The following is an 18,146-nucleotide window of genomic DNA, read 5'->3' as shown; positions in this document are numbered from 1 at the left end:
TGAACCATGGCCAACGATAACTCAAACAACCGTAAAGCGATCCTCGTTACCCCGGAGCTCTGCATCGGCTGCAGGGCATGCCAGGTTGCCTGCAAGTCCTGGAACCAGCTGCCGGGGATAAAGACCAAGAACACCGGCAGCTACCAGAACCCACCGGACCTGGCGAGCGCCGCCTACAACATCATCCGCTACAATGAAGTGCCGTCGCAGGAAAACCCGGTGCGCTGGCTCTTCGTCAGCCGGCGGTGCATGCACTGCGACGACGCGGGGTGCATGAAGATCTGTCCGTCCGGGGCATTGTACCGGACCGCTGAAGGCGCCGTGGCCTTCGACCGTGACAAGTGCATCGGCTGCAAGCTCTGTGTCAATGCCTGTCCCTTCGACGTCCCCCGCTATGATGCCGACGGCAAGGTGACCAAATGTCACCTCTGCTTCGACCGCATCGCCGCCGGGATGAATCCGGCCTGTGTCAAGACCTGCCCGACCGGGGCGTTGAAATTCGGCGACCGGGAGGAGCTGATCGGCGCCGCCAAAAAGGAAGGATTTGCCACCATATATGGCGAACAGGACCTGGGCGGCCTGGGTTCGGTCTACGCCTTCAAGGAGGAGCCGAAACTCTACGGCATGATTGAAAACCCGGCAATCCCGAGCAGTGTCAACTTCTGGCATACGTATCTGAAGCCGCTCTCCGTTATTGGTCTGGGCGGTGTGGTCGCCGCTGCGGCGATCCATTATCTGGCGATAGGCCCCCACAAAGATAACAACGAGGAGGTGTGATATGGCAGAGATGGTAAGAAAATCCAGTGTCGGTGAAATTGTGAATCACTGGATACTGGCCGGAAGCTGTATCCTGCTGATCATCACGGGATTCGCCTTCCTTTTCCACCTGGACTCCGTCGGCGCCGTGTTCGGCGGCTACGAAGCCATGAAAACGGTGCATAACTGGGTGGGAGTGATCTTTGGTCTGTCGCTCCTGGTTTCGACGATCCATTATCTCAAGGATGCACTGGAATACGACGCCGATGATGCCCAATGGTTCAAGGTGGCGGGCGGGTATCTGTCCCACAAGGTCAAGGTGCCGCCGATGGGGAAATACAATCCCGGGCAGAAACTGTATTACCTGGCCATTCTGGTCGGGGGGATCGCCATTTTCCTCTCCGGCCTCGGCATCTGGCTGATGAAGGACAATTCGACGATCATGCTGCTGTCCCACCTGGTCCATAACGTGGCGTTCTGTATCTTCGTGATTGCCGTGCCGGTCCATATCTATCTCGGAACGTTGGCGAATCCGGGGACCTTCCAGATCATGATCAATGGCCTGATGCCGCTCAGTGACGCCAAAAAGAAACATCCCAAGTGGATGAAGGCGGTCGGCAAGATGTAGCGGCGATGTCCCGTTAACAATCAAACAGGAGGAGAGGGGGATGCCGTGCGGTATCCCCCTTTTTTGACCATTATGATGAAACAAGTACTGATCTGCCTTTTTGCCCTGTTGCTGTCCGGGTTGGCACAGGCGGAACCGCCGAGGGTCGACGTCCCCATCGGCGACTCTCCCTCGCTGGGGCCGGCCAACGCCCCGGTCACGATCATCGAATTCATCGACTTTCAGTGACCTCACTGCATGGCGGCCGGTCCGACCGTCAAAGAGCTACTGCAGGCCTACCCCGACCAGATCCGCCTGGTGATCAAGAATTATCCCTATAAATATCGTGACTTTTCGAAGATCGCAGCCGAGGCCTCACTCGCCGCACGGGACCAGGGCAAGTATTGGGAGATGCACGATATCCTGATTACCCGCTCCCCCAAACTGGATAGGGCCAGCCTGATCGCCTATGCCGGTGAACTGGGGCTGGACGTCAAGAAATTCACCGAAGCCCTCGACAGCGGCCGGCACGCCAAGGCCATCGAAGACGATCTGCAACTGGCCGAGGCGATGGACCTCTACAATACGCCGACTTTTTACATCAACGGCCGGCAGGTCATCGGTGAGCGGCCCTACGCCTACTTCAAGAGGATCATCGACGAGGAATTGCAGAAGGCGGGGAGGTGAGCGGATGAAAAGACTGTTATGGATGATCCTCGCGGTTCTCTGCCTGCCGGTGTGCGGTTTCGGCGGACACCTCGAGCCGTTCAAGGAGGTACCGATCCCGAAGGCGAATCCCCAGACGCCGGCGAAGATCGAACTGGGCAGGAAACTGTTCTTCGATCGGCGGCTGTCCGGCGACGGCACCACCAACTGCGGGACCTGTCACGATCCGCAGCAGGGCTACAGCGACGGACTGGAGATCTCCCTCAACTATCCCACCACCCGGAACTGGCGCAACTCACCGACACTGATCAACGTCGCCTTCCAGAAATTCCTGTTCCATGACGGCCGGGCGGCAAGTCTCGAAGACCAGGCGCTGTTTCCGCTGATGTCGGCCTTCGAGATGAACCAGAACCTTGATTACATGGAGGAGGAGATCCGCGCGGTTCCGGAATATGTCACCGAATTCACGAAGGTCTTCGGTGATGCCGATATCACCCGGGATCGCGTGGCGATGGCCATCGCCGCCTTCGAGCGGACCATCGTCTCCGGTGACGCCCCGCTCGACCGGTACCTGAAAGGGGACAGGAACGCCCTTTCGCCGGAGGCGGTGAAAGGGTATGGACTGTTCACCGGCAAGGGGAAATGCACCGAGTGTCATTTCGGCGTCAATCTCGCCGATGACCGGTTTCACGCCCTCAATGTCCCGGAAAATCCGGAGCATCTCACGGATCCCCGGATTGCGGCGACGCGCCGGTTTGTCGCCAAGGTCTATCATTTCAAGGAGTTCCGGACCCTGGCCGAGGATCCCGGCCGGTTTCTCATCACCGGGGAGCGGAAAGACTGGAAGGCGTTCAGGACCCCGACGCTGAGGGAGATTGCCGGGACGGCTCCCTACATGCACAACGGCATCTCTGCCACCCTGGATGAAGCGATCGAGTTCTTCAATGCGGGCGGCGGCAAAGGCAATACCGTGCTGACGCCCCTGCAACTTACGGCCGAGGAAAAACGACAGCTCAAGGTTTTCCTCGAAGAAGGGTTGACCGGAGCGCCGATGGCCTTCACCTACCCCAAAATTCCATAAGGAGTACCATGACCATTGATATTCAGGCCTTGATTGAACAACGGCCGCACCTCAAGGACCCCCTCGAGCTGTATGGCAGATGGCAGCGCTTTCAAGAGGAGGCGGCGGAACTGCTGCCGAAGGAGCGATCGGCGATGTTGCCCGATGATTCCCAGGCCTACCCGCGGGAGAAGGCCGGTGCCATTTTTCGGATGTTCGTCTCCATCTTTGATCTTCCCGGCGAGCAGCTGGCGCCGCTGGGCCAGGCGTTGGAGAACGGCAAGATCGACTTCATGCGGCTGCCGCTCGGTGAATTACCTGAGATTTCCGCTCTTCCGGCTACAGCGGATGAGCTGTCCATGATCCTGTTTCTGTTGAGCCGTCCGTACTTTCTGGCGCTGCGCGCCACCTTCCCGCTCGACGGCGGCCAGTGGGAGGACGGGCGCTGCCCCCTGTGTTCGGCGCGGCCGGCACTGGCGACGATCGTCGAAGGGCCGCAGCGCCACCTCCACTGTTCCTTCTGCGGGACCTCCGGCACCTATCAGTTCATCGGCTGTCCCAACTGCGGAACCGGGGACGCGTCGAAGCTCAACACCATTGTCTCCGATGGTGAACCGGGATTCCGGCTGGCCACCTGCGACGGGTGTCACAGCTATATCAAGATCGTGGAGAGCTCGATTCTCAAGGAGATGCCGCTCGATCTCGCGGACCTGGCGAGTCTGCCGCTCGACCTCATCGCCCAGGGGCAGGGATACGAGCGGATGGCGCCGAATCCCATTGCCTTGAAAAAGATGGAATGACAGGCCATTGCGCGACAGTGTCCGGCAGGCGCTGCATCAACCGCCTGGTATCCAATCACCAGGCGGTTCGCCAAGGGCTGTCTCGGTCGGACAGCCCTTGTTTCTTGTCATCGATTCGGGTTGAGCCGCGCTGCAAATTCCTCGGCGGTAAAGCGATAGACCTGGGTCCCATAGTGTTCGACGGCAAAGGAGGCGCAGACGCTGCCGAGCCGGGCGCTCTCCTCGAGGCTCATCCCCCTGGTCAGTCCGCTTAGCAGACCGCCGCGGTAGGCGTCGCCGGCACCGGTCGGATCGACCACCCGTTTGGCCGGAAAAGCGGGGATCTGTATCCTCCGTCCCTGGTGATGGACCATTGAACCGGCCTCGCCGAGGGTGATGATCGTGCTCTCGGCGAGGTCGAGGAGCTGTTCCTTCGTCAGTTCGGTCTTGTCGAGGATGAGATCGAATTCGTAGTCGTTGACGATCAGGATCTTCGCCCCGCGAATAGCCGAGAGCAGGGCGTCGGCCTGCAGTACCGGCAGGGACTGGCCGGGATCGAAGATATAGGGGATACCGGCGTCCCGGCACCGTCGCGGGTAGGCGATCATGTCGTCAAGATTGCCGGGGGAGACGAGGACCAGGGTGTCCTCCGGTTCGAGACCGGTAAAATCCAGTTCGGACGAATACTTCATCGCTCCGGGGTTGAAGCCGGTGATCTGGTTGTCGCCCTTGTCGGTGGTGATGTAGGCGCCGGCCGTCAGTTCCGTGTAGATCACCCTGATCCCGGTGATGGAGATGCTGTTGTCGGCAAACCATTCGAAATAACGGTGATTGTCACTGCCGATGGTCGCCGAGATAGAGGGTGTCCCGCCCATCAGCCGCAGGGCATAGGCGATATTGCCGGCGGTCCCGCCGAGATTTTCCTTGACTCCGTCGACCTGAAAACAGACGTTGAGCACGTGGATCTTGTCCGGCAGTATATGGTCGGAAAAATACTCCGGGAAATTCATGATCCTGTCATAGGCCAGAGAACCGCTTATAATCACCTTCATCTGTCTTTTCCCTTGAACGATAACGGAAATCCGTTGGTCTGTGAATAATCAGAGGCTGCTGTCGGTCGGTATCGATTTGTGGAACCGTTGGAATCCACCGATCCTGCGGTGCGAGAGCGGCGGAAAGGAGAACGCATGGCCGGCCGCGGGGCAGGTCCTCTCCTCGGTTCCGGCTACGGCCCTGTTTAACATAGAGCCGGTGGGGTGTCCAATGAATAGTGGCTCGAGCCCGGGGGCAGGTTGAGGCCGCCGTCGTTGACAATGTGAGAGCAATTCTTAATTTCTTCATAAGATCTTCTCGACTGTCCGAAACCGCCATGGAGACCGTGGCGTCTTGGATCAGTTGGCCGTAAATCGACTTGGACGGGGAGAAGATTCAGAAATCGACCACGTCCGGTGGTCGTTGCTATCACATTCCCAGAGGAGATTGGTCATGGCCCACACATGTTCAAGCTGCGGATTGATGGCGGATGATGCCAGTTCGCTCTGCAATCCAACCGAAACAATCATCTCCTGTTCATACTGCAATATGCCGGATGTCGGCGTCAACCATATCTGCAAGGAAAAGTTCGCAGCGATGCGATACTCCTGCGAAACCTGCGGCAAGGTCGCAGTCGACACCACAGGCATCTGCAAACCGGTGGAAATTGTCTGATTCGTCAGGCGTTTCCGGGTGCGGTACCTTCCACCATTACGGGGCGCCGATGGAGAGGCGCCCCCAGTGTCACAACAGCGGGTCTGCTCAGAGACGTTGATCAGCGGTAGATCTCGGGATAATCGGCCTTCCATTTGCGGTGCAGCCATAGCCAATGGTCGGGATACCTGGTGATGATCTCCTCCAGCCGCTCGTTCTGGCGTCGTGTCAACACCGCGATATCCTCCTTCGCTTCACTGTGTCCGATCGGAATTTCCGGCAGGAAGACGAGTCGATGGCAGCGGGGATCCCTGTCCCGGACAGTGAACATCGGCACCAGCGGCACCTGGTACTTCTGGGCCAGGCTGGGCGCGATATAGAGCGAGGTGGTGGGGTGGCCGAAGAATTCCGCCATGATTCCCTCCTTCCGGTTGGCATTCTGGTCGGTGAAAATCACCAGATCCTCACCCTTCCTGAGACGCTGGATGGCCTCGCGCAGGCCGTTTTCCTTGTAGAGGATATTGACGCCCAGCGCGGTATTGCGCTGAAACCGGGCTTGTTCGAGCAGGGGGTTGTCGATGCGGCGGACAATGAAATTCAACCTGTTGTAATGTCTGGCGTAGTAACGATGTCCTATCTCCCAGTTGCCGAAATGGGCGCCGAGGAGGATCACCGCGCTGCTTTTGGCCCGAGCCGCAAGCAGATGTTGTTCACCTTCGACTCGAACCAACCGGTCCAGGGTGGCGGCTGTCCTGTGAGGGGCATCAAGGAATTGGACGAATTCGTGGCCGATCATCCCGAACTGTTTGAAATTGTCGTGAATTATCCGGTCGATCCGGTTTTCTTCGATCGAGGCACCGAAGGCGAAGCGGAGGTTGGCGCGGGCGATCCTGCGGTGTTTTCCGGCGAGATGATAGAGCAGGGTGCCCATCCCCCGGCCGATGCCGAGCCACACCGAAAGCGGCATGCAGCGGCTGAAGGCGAAATAGCCGTGCATGGCATGGGAGACCAGTCGATCGCCTCGAGAGATATCAGGTTGCGAGGTCATGCTGCTCAGGTGGAAATATTGATGTAATTACCTAAAATTACATGGATGTGCCGGCAAACGATGCCGCTTCGGCAACGCCCCGGCATCATTAGCATAGCGTCAAGGGCGAGATTTACCATTGAAAAACGTCTGATCGGGCAATTCATCCCGACCCTCATCGGAATCGGAAGTCGAATATCGAGTCAACGGCGTGTTCCGTCGGCAGAACGAACGATGGTGTGGTAATCCGCCGCCGTGAGTCCAGTAAAAGATCACGTTTTGAAACGGGAGAGCCGAACAGGTCAGCTTCGGCTCAGGGGCGGGGAGATCGATCGAAATGTTTTTATTCCGACACGATCGCCCGGAACTGTCGTCCTGGTGTCCAATTCGTCTTCCGATTCCAGTGGAGTTGAAGCGTAAGCGTCAAACAGCCGGGCCGTGTCTCGCGGTTTCTGCTCGAAAAGGTTTGACAGCCGGGCTGATGGCGCCTATCCCGCTAATGGATTCCCAAGAGTTTTGGTCATCGAATGGTTGCTTGTGCTTTTTGGGCGTGATGGTCTTGATTGATCGATATCAGTTGATTGAAAAACCACAATATCTGTCGGTCTGCAAGAATAAATATTTGATTTTATAAAATTATTTTACCTTTGAATCTTCTGGCTGTGGTTTTTTGGTTTATTTTACCGAAATGACGGCTAATAATCGAATTTTTTGTCTTCCCCGGCCCAGCCTATTGATTCAGCTTGACAGTGAATCTCCCGGATAGTAGAAAGATTCAATTAAAGAAATTAATTAAATACTTTGCATAGAGGGCGATGCAGATAGACATTTGTCGTATAAATCAGCCGTTAGATGATATCCTGGTGGAGCTTTTTCTCTCGATAAGTGGCTTTTTTGGTTGTGTTTGAGTCATGATTCGACCTATATTCAGGCCAATGTGCAAACACAACATCCCCCCTCATAGAGACTTTCATTTCAGCAGCATCAGCTAAGTAGTGGTAGAAAACTGATATAGACACGTCCACAGCACAAGGAGCAACGAGCAATGAACAGAATGTTGGCGGGGATACTCCCGCAGGAAGGCGGTTTGGAGGCGAGCGTATCCGGGAAATACGCAGCGGCGATAGGTCTGTTCGGCCTGCTGACGCTGGTCGGGGTGGGGGCGGGGATCCATTCCCTGTACGCCGGGCACGAGCATACCTTCGGTGTCAGCCGCGAGGTGCCGTGGGGAATCCTGATCGCGGCCTATGTCTTTTTCGTGGTGACCTCGACCGGGCTGTGCATCGTCTCGTCGATCGGCCATGTCTTCGGTTTCAAGAACTTCAACCCGATCGCCAAGCGGGCGGTGTTCATGTCGATTGCGACGATCGTCGCCGGTTTTCTGGTGATCGCCTTCGAGATCGAGAACAGTTGGCGGATGCCGGTGGGCAACGTCATCGGGGCCAACGCCACCTCGAACATCTGGTGGATGGGGACGCTGTACGGGGCCTACCTGTTCTTCATGCTGATCGAGTTCGTGATGCTGCAGAAGAACGACCACAAGAAGGCGACGGCCTTCGGTCTGGCCGGGCTGCTGACCGGTGTCGCCGCCCACTCGAACCTGGGGGCGGTGTTCGGCCTGCTCAACGCCCGTGAGTTCTGGCACGGCCCCTACATGCCGATCTACTTCATCACCTCGGCGGCGATGTCGGGGTGCATCGCGATCATCTTCTTCACCTGGCTGGCTTATCGGGCCAACAACTGGCGGATGAGCGAGGAGATGAAGAAGTCGATGGAGAGCGTGGCCAAGGTCGGGGCGCTGATGATGGCGGTGATCATCTTTTTCACCTGCTGGAAGATGATCAGCGGGGTCAGCGGCAACCCTCCGGGCAAGTACGAGGCGATCATGGCGCTGGTGACCGGCCCCTATGCGCTGAACTTCTGGGGCGGCGAGGTGGCGCTGGGGATGGTGATCCCGTTCGTGATCATCATGCTGGTGAAGGGGCGGAACATGAACGCGCTGTTCGCGGCGTCGCTGGCGGGGATGGTGGGGATCTTCTTCATGCGCTACGACCTGGTGATCGTCGGGCAGCTGGTGCCGCACTATCACGGGATGGGGCTGGTCGATTATGCCGATTTCCTGAGCTATACGCCGTCGCTGCACGAGAACCTGGTGGTGATGGGTGGCGTCGCCTTCTGCCTGATGCTCTTCCTGATGGGAGAAAAGCTGTTCCGCGGCCACGTCTCGGAAGACCACTGAGAGGGTCGGTCCCGGGATCCGGCGGCAGATGATGCTCTGCCGCCCGGTCCGGCTTGTCGGGTCGGGTCGGATTACATACTGACATTTTCCTGTCGAATACAGGAAAATGAGAGATATCAACAGGGAGCGAAAGAATGAAAATCGAAGATTTGGAAAAGCTTGAAAGTGAAAGTCTGGATGTGCTGACATCCATCGAACGGCGCCGCTTCCTCCAGCTTGGACTGGCGGTTACCGGGGTATACCTGGGTGGGTCGGTTTTGTCGCTGACGTCCGTCCGCGATGCTCAGGCCGCCGAGATAGTCCCGGAGGTCGGTCATTACCCCTACAGTCCCCACTATGCGATGGTCATCCGCGAGAAGTTCTGCATCGACTGCGAACGCTGCAAGGAGGCCTGCATCAAGACCAACGAGGTCCCGGTATACGGCTCCCGCACCACGATTCTGGAGCGCCGGAGGACCGTCGCCAATGGCGAGCATGAGACGATATTCATGCCGATTCTGTGCAATCAGTGCAACCGGCCGCCGTGTGTCCGTGTCTGTCCGACCACGGCCACCTGGAAGGATGAAAAGACCGGTATCATCATGATGAAACCCGACCGCTGCATTGGCTGCAAAACCTGCATGACCGCCTGTCCGTACAACGCCCGGTACTTCAAGGAAGAGACCAGGGCGGTTGACAAGTGCGATTTCTGCTGGAACTCCAGGCTGTCCAAGGGGGAAAAGACCACGGCCTGCGCCGAGGCCTGTCCTGCCGATGTCCGGGTTTTCGGCGATCTGGCCGACACCAAGAGCAGGGTATTCGAACTGCTCCACACCCCGGAAACGATCGTCTGGGTTCTTCGCCCTGAGGTTGGGGCTTTGCCCAATGTCTATTATGTCAATGCCTAGGGACAGTAACTGATCATGCCTGCCCCTCGCCCCGCCCCGGTTTCGTGTCGGCGGTGCGGCAGAGAAAAGGCGATATTCAAGAGATGGAGGAAAAAATCGTCATGAAAAAAAGCTTGTCTATGCTGGTCATTGGCATCCTGTTGTTTTCCGGGGCCTGGCTCAGGGCGGCAGAGGAACAGAAAGCCGCCGAAGAATACGATGAGGACACCTACGGCCCCCTGGCGCCGATAATCTGGGAGAAGCCGGTCAAGAGCGTGGTCTTCGAGCACAAGAACCATACCCGGGGGGCGGGTCTGGAATGCGACTCCTGCCACGACGAACTGTTTCCGATGGAGGCAGGGGCATCGGCGGAGAAGGAGGACTTCACGATGGAGACGCTGTACAACGGCGGCTATTGCGGTGCCTGCCATGACGGCGACACCGCCTTCGCCTCGAACAAACGCTGTACTGTCTGTCATATCGGTGTTCGCGGTCAGGCGCGGCTATCCGGTAGTTCCGATGCCGCAGCGGAGCATGGCGCGAAGAAGTAAGCCGTCGTCAAACAATAACCGTTACACAGAAATACCTTTCCGGCATAAGGGGCCGTAACGAAATGGTGAAAAATGTAACGGTTATTTCGTAACGGCCCCTAACCTCCCTCTACAGGGGTTTCATGATGCCCGGATCTGCCGGCATCATGAGACTCCTGCTGTCTTTCTCCTCCCCTGAGTTCCCCCCTTCTCTCCTCGATTGCCGCAAAAGTCCTCCAATCGGGCGAATCTCTCTCCCTCCGGCACAGGACTTTCTCTCATTAACAGCGCATTTTGCGCCCGGTTATCTGCCAGCTCATCTATCTGTCGATAAACATTAAAGTTATTGCCACTTGCCGTACCTTCCGGGACCCTCTCCAATGGCTGTGGTTCCTCCGGAAATCAGTGATAATTAAATATCTGCTTTAATTCCAGCCTGTTAATCAGTTTCCGGTTGGACGCTTTATGCGCCCAGCGGCAGGGGGGGGAAAGACGCAGATTACGCCTTCCGCAACAACTTCAACGCCCCCCCGTCCTGCCGGCGCTCTGCCGAAGAAATAAACAATACTATATTAAAACAGCTATATATCAAATTCAAATGGGTTGATTGTCTCCCTTTTTCGACGATGGCACGCCTCTTGCTATTTAAGAAGTAATTGAAAGACAACGATCGTCGACTGAGACGAGGAGGTGGCTCATGGAACAGAATCGGAATCAACAACGCCCAGCCCGGAATCGAATGAAGTTGTGGCTCAAGCCTGCAGGGAAGCAGTCGAAGGTCGCCGAAGCCTGCTGGTTTGTCCTGACCCTGGTGCTTTTTGTGATCATGGGCCCCTTTGCCGCCCCGGTGGCACTTTTCGCCGTCCTTGGTCTACCGGCGGAACAACGCGGTGAATCCGAGCCGGAACTTCTGTCGGAACCGGCCAGCTACCAGTTTCGCTGATACATTGTGATTAGAGGCTGTTTACCAGAACTACGCATGCAGGAGGCTACAATGAAAGAATCACTCACAACGGCTTTACCTTCACGACAGATTGCCGGCGCCCCGGTTACCAATGGGCTCATGGTCATGGCGCTGCTCTTCCTCGCCGCCGGGATCGGCAGCGGCGTCTACGCCCAGGCCGTCGGTCACCATCACGCCTTTGCCAATACCCGGGAGATGCCGTGGGGGATGCTGATCGGGGTCTATGCCTATTTCGCCATCATCTCCACCGGCCTCTGTCTGCTGGCGGCGATCAGCCACCTCTTCGGCGGCAACAAACTGGCGCCGCTGGCCAACCGGATGGTCTGGCTGTCGATCGTCTCCCTCCTCGGCGCCTTTCTGGTCATCGGCCTGGAGATCGAAAATCCCTGGCGGATGGCGCTGGGGGTCATCCTGCACCCGAACCTGACCTCCAATATCTGGTGGATGGGTACCCTGTACGGCATGGCGGTCGGTATCATGCTGGTTGAGATGTATCTGCTGGTCACCCGCCGCTTCGCCCAGGCGCTGGTCTTCGGTGTGGCCGGAGCGGTCGCCGAGGCGCTGGCCAACAGCAACCTCGGGTCGGTCTTCGCATCGATCAGTGCCCGTCCCTTCTGGTATGGACCGCAGCTGCCGATCTTTTTCCTCGCCTGCGCCTTCCTCTCCGGCGCCGCCGCCGTGGTGCTGTTCACCCATCTCACCCATGTTCTGTCGCGGGAAGAGGTTTCGCCCACCGTCTTCTTCGGCATGCGGTCGGCCGGCAAGGTCATGGCCCTGATGATCTTTCTGATCGGGATCGCCACCGCCTGGAAGTTCGCCAATGCCTATAGCGGCAACAGGGAAATGATTCTCGCCGCCGACTCCATGGTGAGCGGCCCTCTGGCCACCAATTTCTGGCTCTTTGAAATCGGTATCGGTCTGGTCCTGCCCTTCGCCCTGCTGCTCGTCAGCCGGCTGAACTCGGTGCAGGCGATGTCGGCCGCAGCACTGATGGTCCTGGTCGGCCAATTCTTCTCCCGGTTCAACATGGTCGTTTCCGGCCAGATCGTCCCGCAGTACGCCGGTTACGACAACGGCCTGCCGCTTTATCTCTCCTATACCCCGGCGGCGGCGGAGTGGCTCCTCGTCATCGGCGGCATCGGCCTGGTCGGCTACGGTTTTTTGGTCGGCGAGAGATTCCTCGGTTCGCTCTTCCGAACCGAGGAGACGCACTGAGAGAGGAGCGGGACTCGAGCAAAGTATGAATGACTCAATGGAATGCAAGCGAGGCTGATATGGATACGGACAACAAAGCGATATTCACGGTAGGAATGGCGGCCAAGATGCTCGACATCCATCCCCGGACCCTGCGCAATTACGAGGATAAGGGTCTGATCGTACCGGCCCGCAAAGGTGAATGGCGTTACTATACGATGCGGGATATCCAGTGGATAGAATGTCTGCGCGAGATGATCCATGTGCATGGGGTCAGCATCAATGCGATCAAGAAACTGTTGAAGTATACGCCGTGCTGGAACATCATCGACTGCAGCTTCGAGCGCCGCAAGTGCTGTTCGGCCTTTTTTTCCAACACCTGCGTGCCGAAAAAGATTGACCGTGCCGTCAGGATTCCCCGGATCGGCAACCACGAAGATATCGCCGCCTGATCCCCTCTGCCTGCCACGGGGCTGCTGATCGGCAGCCCCGTGGGATTGCCGGGGGTATTCTTCTGCCTGTCCATCGGGATCGATCCCTTTTCCTGCCTGTTCGCCTGCCGAACAGGCTTTTTTTTGCCGTCACGGCATCCATCCGCATCTGCAGGATGGCCATTTCCCTCTCCAGGGCGCAGATTGCGCCCATCCTCTGTAGTTGATAAATCAGCTACCCTGTTTGATTTTATTACATAAATAGAAAAATTGCGGGATTTTCCGGAGTGATATCTTTCGTCATTCAACGATGAAAAAGACGCATTCTGCGCCCATATCGTGATGCGACCAGCACCGGGAAAGGCAGCAGGAGCCGCAGGCCAAAAAAGAGTCGGGATCGGTTATTTTTTATTCGTTGTAATTACGCATATATATAGCTGTTGTGCAAATGGATTGGTACTTTGTGCTAAAAAATATAGTTGCAACAAGTTGACAATTGCTGTTTACAACAATACCATGAATAAAAAAACAGCATAATCTGTAACACACTATGCCGGCCGGCAGGTTGTCAGAGGAAGGGCGACTCGTGGTGATCGTTCCGACCTGGTGGACTCAAAGAAGAAGCGGTGGAGGGATATATGGAAGCGATTGTATTTCTTGTGGTCTGGATCGGCTGTGCGACGCTGCATACCTTGTATGAGCTGAAGATCAAGCCGTTATTGGACAATATCGGCAAGGATGGGACCGATATCCCTCTGCAGTAGACTCGGTTTAACCGAGGTGTCGAGTGCGGCGGGGGACATCTTCAAATTCCCGGAGTCATGCGACGTTGCCGGTTCGAACGGGCCGGACGGGGTATCATGACGGGACAGACAAACAGGAGCAACGAGCAATGAACAGAATGTTGGCGGGGATACTCCCGCAGGAAGGCGGTTTGGAGGCGAGCGTATCCGGGAAATACGCAGCGGCGATAGGTCTGTTCGGCCTGCTGACGCTGGTCGGGGTGGGGGCGGGGATCCATTCCCTGTACGCCGGGCACGAGCATACCTTCGGTGTCAGCCGCGAGGTGCCGTGGGGAATCCTGATCGCGGCCTATGTCTTTTTCGTGGTGACCTCGACCGGGCTGTGCATCGTCTCGTCGATCGGCCATGTCTTCGGTTTCAAGAACTTCAACCCGATCGCCAAGCGGGCGGTGTTCATGTCGATTGCGACGATCGTCGCCGGTTTTCTGGTGATCGCCTTCGAGATCGAGAACAGTTGGCGGATGCCGGTGGGCAACGTCATCGGGGCCAACGCCACCTCGAACATCTGGTGGATGGGGACGCTGTACGGGGCCTACCTGTTCTTCATGCTGATCGAGTTCGTGATGCTGCAGAAGAACGACCACAAGAAGGCGACGGCCTTCGGTCTGGCCGGGCTGCTGACCGGTGTCGCCGCCCACTCGAACCTGGGGGCGGTGTTCGGCCTGCTCAACGCCCGTGAGTTCTGGCACGGCCCCTACATGCCGATCTACTTCATCACCTCGGCGGCGATGTCGGGGTGCATCGCGATCATCTTCTTCACCTGGCTGGCTTATCGGGCCAACAACTGGCGGATGAGCGAGGAGATGAAGAAGTCGATGGAGAGCGTGGCCAAGGTCGGGGCGCTGATGATGGCGGTGATCATCTTTTTCACCTGCTGGAAGATGATCAGCGGGGTCAGCGGCAACCCTCCGGGCAAGTACGAGGCGATCATGGCGCTGGTGACCGGCCCCTATGCGCTGAACTTCTGGGGCGGCGAGGTGGCGCTGGGGATGGTGATCCCGTTCGTGATCATCATGCTGGTGAAGGGGCGGAACATGAACGCGCTGTTCGCGGCGTCGCTGGCGGGGATGGTGGGGATCTTCTTCATGCGCTACGACCTGGTGATCGTCGGGCAGCTGGTGCCGCACTATCACGGGATGGGGCTGGTCGATTATGCCGATTTCCTGAGCTATACGCCGTCGCTGCACGAGAACCTGGTGGTGATGGGTGGCGTCGCCTTCTGCCTGATGCTCTTCCTGATGGGAGAAAAGCTGTTCCGCGGCCACGTCTCGGAAGACCACTGAGAGGGTCGGTCCCGGGATCCGGCGGCAGATGATGCTCTGCCGCCCGGTCCGGCTTGTCGGGTCGGATCGGGCGGTGTAGAGTGTATCCAGGAGGAAGAGTGTATGGTAAAGAAGAAATCCCGTGTCGAGCCGATCAGGAATGATCTGCCGGTATACCCCATCGGGGTGGCATCGCGACTGCTCAATGTCCACCCCCGCACGTTGCGCATATACGAGGACGAGGGGCTGATCAAGCCGGAACGGGCAGGCGATCGCCGGCTCTACTCCCAGAACGACATAACCTGGGTCGGTTGTCTGCGGTCGCTGATCCACGATGAAGGGATATCAATCCCCGGGATCAAGAAATTGCTCCAGTTCGCTAGTTGTTACGAGATCACCGGCTGTCCGCGGGAGACCTGGTGCAATTGCGATGCGGTTGTCGACCGGGCCTTGCCGCGCAGCCTGAGGGTGGCCGGCGATCCCGCGGCGGAGATGGAGGCCCGGCGGAAAGAACGGGCCGAACGGGAAAAGGAACAGCAGCAAGCCATAGCCGTAAAGCCTGAGGCGGAACGCAAGGCCCGCTGACGCCGGCGCAGGATACGCCGTGTCGCGTTCATCCCGGTCTCCTCTTCCCAGCCGCGTCCCGGTCGGTCTTTGGCCGCTATCCTTCCTTTTCCTGTGGTTCGGCAGGATTATGGAGGCCGTAATGTTCGATCTTCCGCCGCAGGGTGTCTTTGGAAATCCGCAATTCCCGGCAGGTGAGCATTTTTTTCCACTGGTTGCGTTCGAGTGACTGGTAAATCGCCTGCCGTTCTATGTCCTCCAGGGTCATTCCCGGCGTCAATCCGCATGGTTCCGGTGCTTCCAGCGAGGTCCTGACACCGATATGCTCCGGCAGATGCGACTCCTGGATGTATCCTCCGGGGCAGAGGATGAAGGCGTACTCGATGATGTTCTCCAGTTCCCGGATGTTGCCGTGATAGGAATAGCGCATCAGCCGGGCGATCGCCTGGTCGGAGACCCCGACGATGTCCTTTCCTTTCTCGGCGCTGAATTTCTTGACGAAATGCTCGACCAGCAGCGGGATATCCTCGATCCGTTCCCGCAATGGCGGCAGATAGATGTTGACGACGTTGAGGCGGTAATAGAGATCGTCGCGGAATTGGCCTTCCCGCACCAGCTGCGGCAGGTCTCTGTTGGTCGCCGCGATGATCCGGACATCGGCCTTCACCGGGGTGTTGGAACCGAGCGGTTCGTAGGTTTTCTGCTGCAGCACCCGCAGCAGCTTGACCTGCAGCGACTGGGGGATGTCGCCGATCTCGTCGAGAAAGAGCGTGCCGCCTTCCGCCGCTGCAAATCGTCCGACCTTGTCTTTTTTGGCGTCGGTAAAGGCCCCCGCCTTGTAGCCGAAGAGTTCGGATTCGAGCAGGGTGTCGGGCAGGGCACCGCAGTTGACGGTGACGAAGGGCCCGTCCTTGCGGTTCGAGGCATGAAAGAGGGCGCTGGCGATCAGCTCCTTTCCGGTGCCGCTTTCCCCCAGGATCAGGACGTTGCTCTCGCTTCTGGCGATGTCCGGCATGATTTCGAAGAGCCTCTGCATCGCCGGACTCTTGCTGATGATCTGGTCGAAGGTGTAGCGTCTGGTCAACTGCTGGCGCAGGCTGATCTCGACGCTGAGGTCGCGGAAGGTCTCGACCCCGCCGACGACGTTGCCTTCGTGGTCCACCAGCGGGGCGGCGCTGATGCTGACCGAATGCGAGCGGCCGTTGCGGGTCTTGATCGTGATGGAGCGGTTGGATACCGCTTTCCCTGTGTAGAGACTCTCGGCGATGGCGCAATTGCGGCCGCAGATCGAGGACTGGAAGATCTCGCTGCAGTTCTTGCCGACGGCGTTTTCCCGCGACCAGCCGGTGATCAGTTCCGCCGCCAGGTTGAACGAGGTGATGGTCCAGTTGCGGTCGACGGTGAAGACCCCGTCGGCGACCGAATCGAGTATCAGTTCGTTCTGCAGCCGGAAGGTATTGTCCCTGAAGGTTTCCACTCCGCCGATAACCTCGTTGCGGTGGTCGAGGAAAGGGGCGGCGCTGACACTGACCGGGATGGAAAAACCGTCCTTGCCGATGATGAAGGTCTCGTAGTCGACGATGGTCCGCTTTTCCCGCATGCTGACGCCGAGGGCGCAGCTGTTGACGCTGGGGCTCGAGAAGAAGACGACCGAACAGATCTTGCTGAGAACTTCGCTTTCTTTCCAGCCGGTGATGCGCTCGGCCGCGGCATTGAAGGAGGTGATCCTGCCTTCCGGATCAACGGTGAAAACCCCGTCGGCGACCGCGTTGAGGATCATCTCGTGCTGCAGCGTGGCGGTGATATCCCTGAAGGTCTCAACCCAGCCGACAATCCTGTCACTGAGATCGACAAGGGGGGCGGCGCTGACCTTGACCGGGATGGAGCGGCCCTCTTTGCCGAGGATGTAGGCCATGCGATCGGTGATCGCGGTTTTCTTCAGGATCGACTCGGCGATGGCGCAGGTTGACTTGCAGATACTGGAATGAAAAATGGATTTGCAGGGCTTGCCGATGACATCTTCCTCGGACCAGCCGGTGATCTTTTCCGCGGCGCTGTTGAACGATGTAATCTTGCGGATGTGATCGACGGTGAAGACACCTTCGGCGATGCTGTTCAGGGCCAGACGGCTGGCGGCCAGCGGTTCGCTGAGGTCGGCGAAGCCGATGATGGCGCCGAGCATCAGGCCGTTCTGCCCCGGCAGGGTAATGACCTTCAGGTTGATGGCATTCTTTTTGCCGGTGGTCGGGCAGCCGAGATTGAGCTGGACCGAATTGCTGCCTTTCTTCCTGGTCAGCGGTTCGAGTTGGGAACAGATGGCGCTGAATCGTTTGTCGTTATAGAAAATCTCACGACAGTGGCGGCCGATGATATCCTTGTCGTCGATGTCGAGGATATCGCAGGCCTTTTTGTTGAACGAGGTGATCCGCCAGTTGTTGTCAACGGTGACGTACCCGCTCTCGATTTCGTCGAAACTGGTGAGGTCTGTTTCCGGCACGATGCAGCCTCCGCAGGGATGGACAGGTGGGGTTGTTGCCTGGGTACCCCTCCATCATAGGCTGAACGGGCGAAAATAACAATGGGGTTGACTTCTCATGCCGGCCAATGGTCCCATATCCTGCCGGAATCGCGGCATGAGCTTGCTCAAGATTTATTGCATTTGCTCGAAATGCGCTGTCGATAATTCCATTGTGGGGGGATGGTAATTTAGGT

The 18,146-nt window shown here is 57.8% G+C and carries 19 protein-coding genes; 15 read left to right on the top strand and 4 right to left on the bottom strand.

Features of this window, described 5'->3' with window-relative positions; all coding sequences use genetic code 11:
- Window positions 1–6 precede the first annotated feature (6 nt).
- From ACWGKN_RS10195 to ACWGKN_RS10170, 6 genes are all read left to right on the top strand, one after another.
- The gene (locus tag ACWGKN_RS10195; RefSeq protein ID WP_035227242.1) at window positions 7–777 is read left to right on the top strand and encodes a 4Fe-4S dicluster domain-containing protein; all 771 of its coding nucleotides are present in this window, start codon (window positions 7–9) and stop codon (window positions 775–777) included.
- A 1-nt stretch (window position 778) separates the two neighbouring features.
- Window positions 779–1,384, top strand: a complete 606-nt coding sequence (locus ACWGKN_RS10190; protein ID WP_035227246.1) for a formate dehydrogenase subunit gamma — start codon at window positions 779–781, stop codon at window positions 1,382–1,384.
- Window positions 1,385–1,456: 72 nt separating this feature from the next.
- Window positions 1,457–1,612, top strand: coding sequence for a hypothetical protein (locus ACWGKN_RS10185; protein ID WP_424253002.1), 156 nt, complete (start codon window positions 1,457–1,459; stop codon window positions 1,610–1,612).
- 9 nt (window positions 1,613–1,621) lie between these two features.
- Window positions 1,622–2,050 carry a DsbA family protein gene (locus ACWGKN_RS10180; protein WP_035227251.1) on the top strand — a complete coding sequence of 143 codons (429 nt, stop codon included), beginning with the start codon at window positions 1,622–1,624 and terminating at the stop codon, window positions 2,048–2,050.
- A gap of 4 nt (window positions 2,051–2,054) precedes the next feature.
- A complete protein-coding gene (locus ACWGKN_RS10175) occupies window positions 2,055–3,110 on the top strand; it encodes a cytochrome-c peroxidase (RefSeq protein WP_035227254.1) in 1,056 nt (351 codons plus the stop codon).
- An 8-nt stretch (window positions 3,111–3,118) separates the two neighbouring features.
- On the top strand, window positions 3,119–3,889 hold the full coding sequence (locus ACWGKN_RS10170) for a formate dehydrogenase accessory protein FdhE domain-containing protein (RefSeq protein ID WP_052159721.1): 771 nt from the start codon (window positions 3,119–3,121) through the stop codon (window positions 3,887–3,889).
- Window positions 3,890–3,996: 107 nt separating this feature from the next.
- Here the strand turns inward: ACWGKN_RS10170 and ACWGKN_RS10165 are convergent, their stop codons facing one another.
- The 3 genes from ACWGKN_RS10165 to ACWGKN_RS10155 form a co-directional block, all read right to left on the bottom strand.
- Window positions 3,997–4,920, bottom strand: a complete 924-nt coding sequence (locus ACWGKN_RS10165) for a carbohydrate kinase family protein (RefSeq protein ID WP_035227257.1) — start codon at window positions 4,918–4,920, stop codon at window positions 3,997–3,999.
- A 339-nt stretch (window positions 4,921–5,259) separates the two neighbouring features.
- Complete coding sequence (locus tag ACWGKN_RS10160; RefSeq protein WP_424252998.1) at window positions 5,260–5,541, bottom strand: hypothetical protein; 282 nt, start codon at window positions 5,539–5,541, stop codon at window positions 5,260–5,262.
- Between the two features lie 134 nt (window positions 5,542–5,675).
- Window positions 5,676–6,602, bottom strand: coding sequence for a lysophospholipid acyltransferase family protein (locus ACWGKN_RS10155; RefSeq protein WP_452095138.1), 927 nt, complete (start codon window positions 6,600–6,602; stop codon window positions 5,676–5,678).
- A 1,024-nt stretch (window positions 6,603–7,626) separates the two neighbouring features.
- Between ACWGKN_RS10155 and nrfD (ACWGKN_RS10150) the strand changes: the two genes are divergently transcribed.
- The 9 genes from nrfD (ACWGKN_RS10150) to ACWGKN_RS10110 all read left to right on the top strand — a co-directional run bounded on the left by nrfD (ACWGKN_RS10150) (window position 7,627) and on the right by ACWGKN_RS10110 (window position 15,455).
- Entirely contained in the window at window positions 7,627–8,820 is a 1,194-nt protein-coding gene (gene nrfD / locus ACWGKN_RS10150; RefSeq protein WP_035231864.1) for an NrfD/PsrC family molybdoenzyme membrane anchor subunit, read from the top strand.
- Window positions 8,821–8,954: 134 nt separating this feature from the next.
- On the top strand, window positions 8,955–9,707 hold the full coding sequence (locus ACWGKN_RS10145) for a 4Fe-4S dicluster domain-containing protein (protein ID WP_035233662.1): 753 nt from the start codon (window positions 8,955–8,957) through the stop codon (window positions 9,705–9,707).
- Between the two features lie 101 nt (window positions 9,708–9,808).
- Window positions 9,809–10,237, top strand: coding sequence for a cytochrome c3 family protein (locus ACWGKN_RS10140; RefSeq protein WP_424255999.1), 429 nt, complete (start codon window positions 9,809–9,811; stop codon window positions 10,235–10,237).
- A 718-nt stretch (window positions 10,238–10,955) separates the two neighbouring features.
- Entirely contained in the window at window positions 10,956–11,159 is a 204-nt protein-coding gene (locus ACWGKN_RS10135; RefSeq protein WP_035233667.1) for a hypothetical protein, read from the top strand.
- Between the two features lie 51 nt (window positions 11,160–11,210).
- A complete protein-coding gene (nrfD, locus tag ACWGKN_RS10130; protein ID WP_452095137.1) occupies window positions 11,211–12,395 on the top strand; it encodes an NrfD/PsrC family molybdoenzyme membrane anchor subunit in 1,185 nt (394 codons plus the stop codon).
- Between the two features lie 59 nt (window positions 12,396–12,454).
- On the top strand, window positions 12,455–12,826 hold the full coding sequence (locus tag ACWGKN_RS10125) for a MerR family transcriptional regulator (RefSeq protein WP_452095136.1): 372 nt from the start codon (window positions 12,455–12,457) through the stop codon (window positions 12,824–12,826).
- 617 nt (window positions 12,827–13,443) lie between these two features.
- Window positions 13,444–13,569 carry a hypothetical protein gene (locus ACWGKN_RS10120; RefSeq protein WP_424256004.1) on the top strand — a complete coding sequence of 42 codons (126 nt, stop codon included), beginning with the start codon at window positions 13,444–13,446 and terminating at the stop codon, window positions 13,567–13,569.
- Between the two features lie 128 nt (window positions 13,570–13,697).
- Window positions 13,698–14,891, top strand: coding sequence for an NrfD/PsrC family molybdoenzyme membrane anchor subunit (nrfD, locus tag ACWGKN_RS10115; RefSeq protein WP_035231864.1), 1,194 nt, complete (start codon window positions 13,698–13,700; stop codon window positions 14,889–14,891).
- Window positions 14,892–14,993: 102 nt separating this feature from the next.
- The gene (locus ACWGKN_RS10110; protein WP_424255990.1) at window positions 14,994–15,455 is read left to right on the top strand and encodes a MerR family transcriptional regulator; all 462 of its coding nucleotides are present in this window, start codon (window positions 14,994–14,996) and stop codon (window positions 15,453–15,455) included.
- A gap of 76 nt (window positions 15,456–15,531) precedes the next feature.
- Here ACWGKN_RS10110 and ACWGKN_RS10105 read toward each other — a convergent pair whose 3' ends face one another.
- Window positions 15,532–17,931 carry a sigma 54-interacting transcriptional regulator gene (locus ACWGKN_RS10105; RefSeq protein ID WP_424255988.1) on the bottom strand — a complete coding sequence of 800 codons (2,400 nt, stop codon included), beginning with the start codon at window positions 17,929–17,931 and terminating at the stop codon, window positions 15,532–15,534.
- Between the last annotated feature and the right edge of the window lie 215 nt (window positions 17,932–18,146).

The sequence above is a fragment of the Desulfoprunum sp. genome (genome assembly GCF_053613775.1).
Note: the sequence above shows the minus strand (reverse complement) of the source record. Positions and strands in the feature narration are given on the sequence as shown.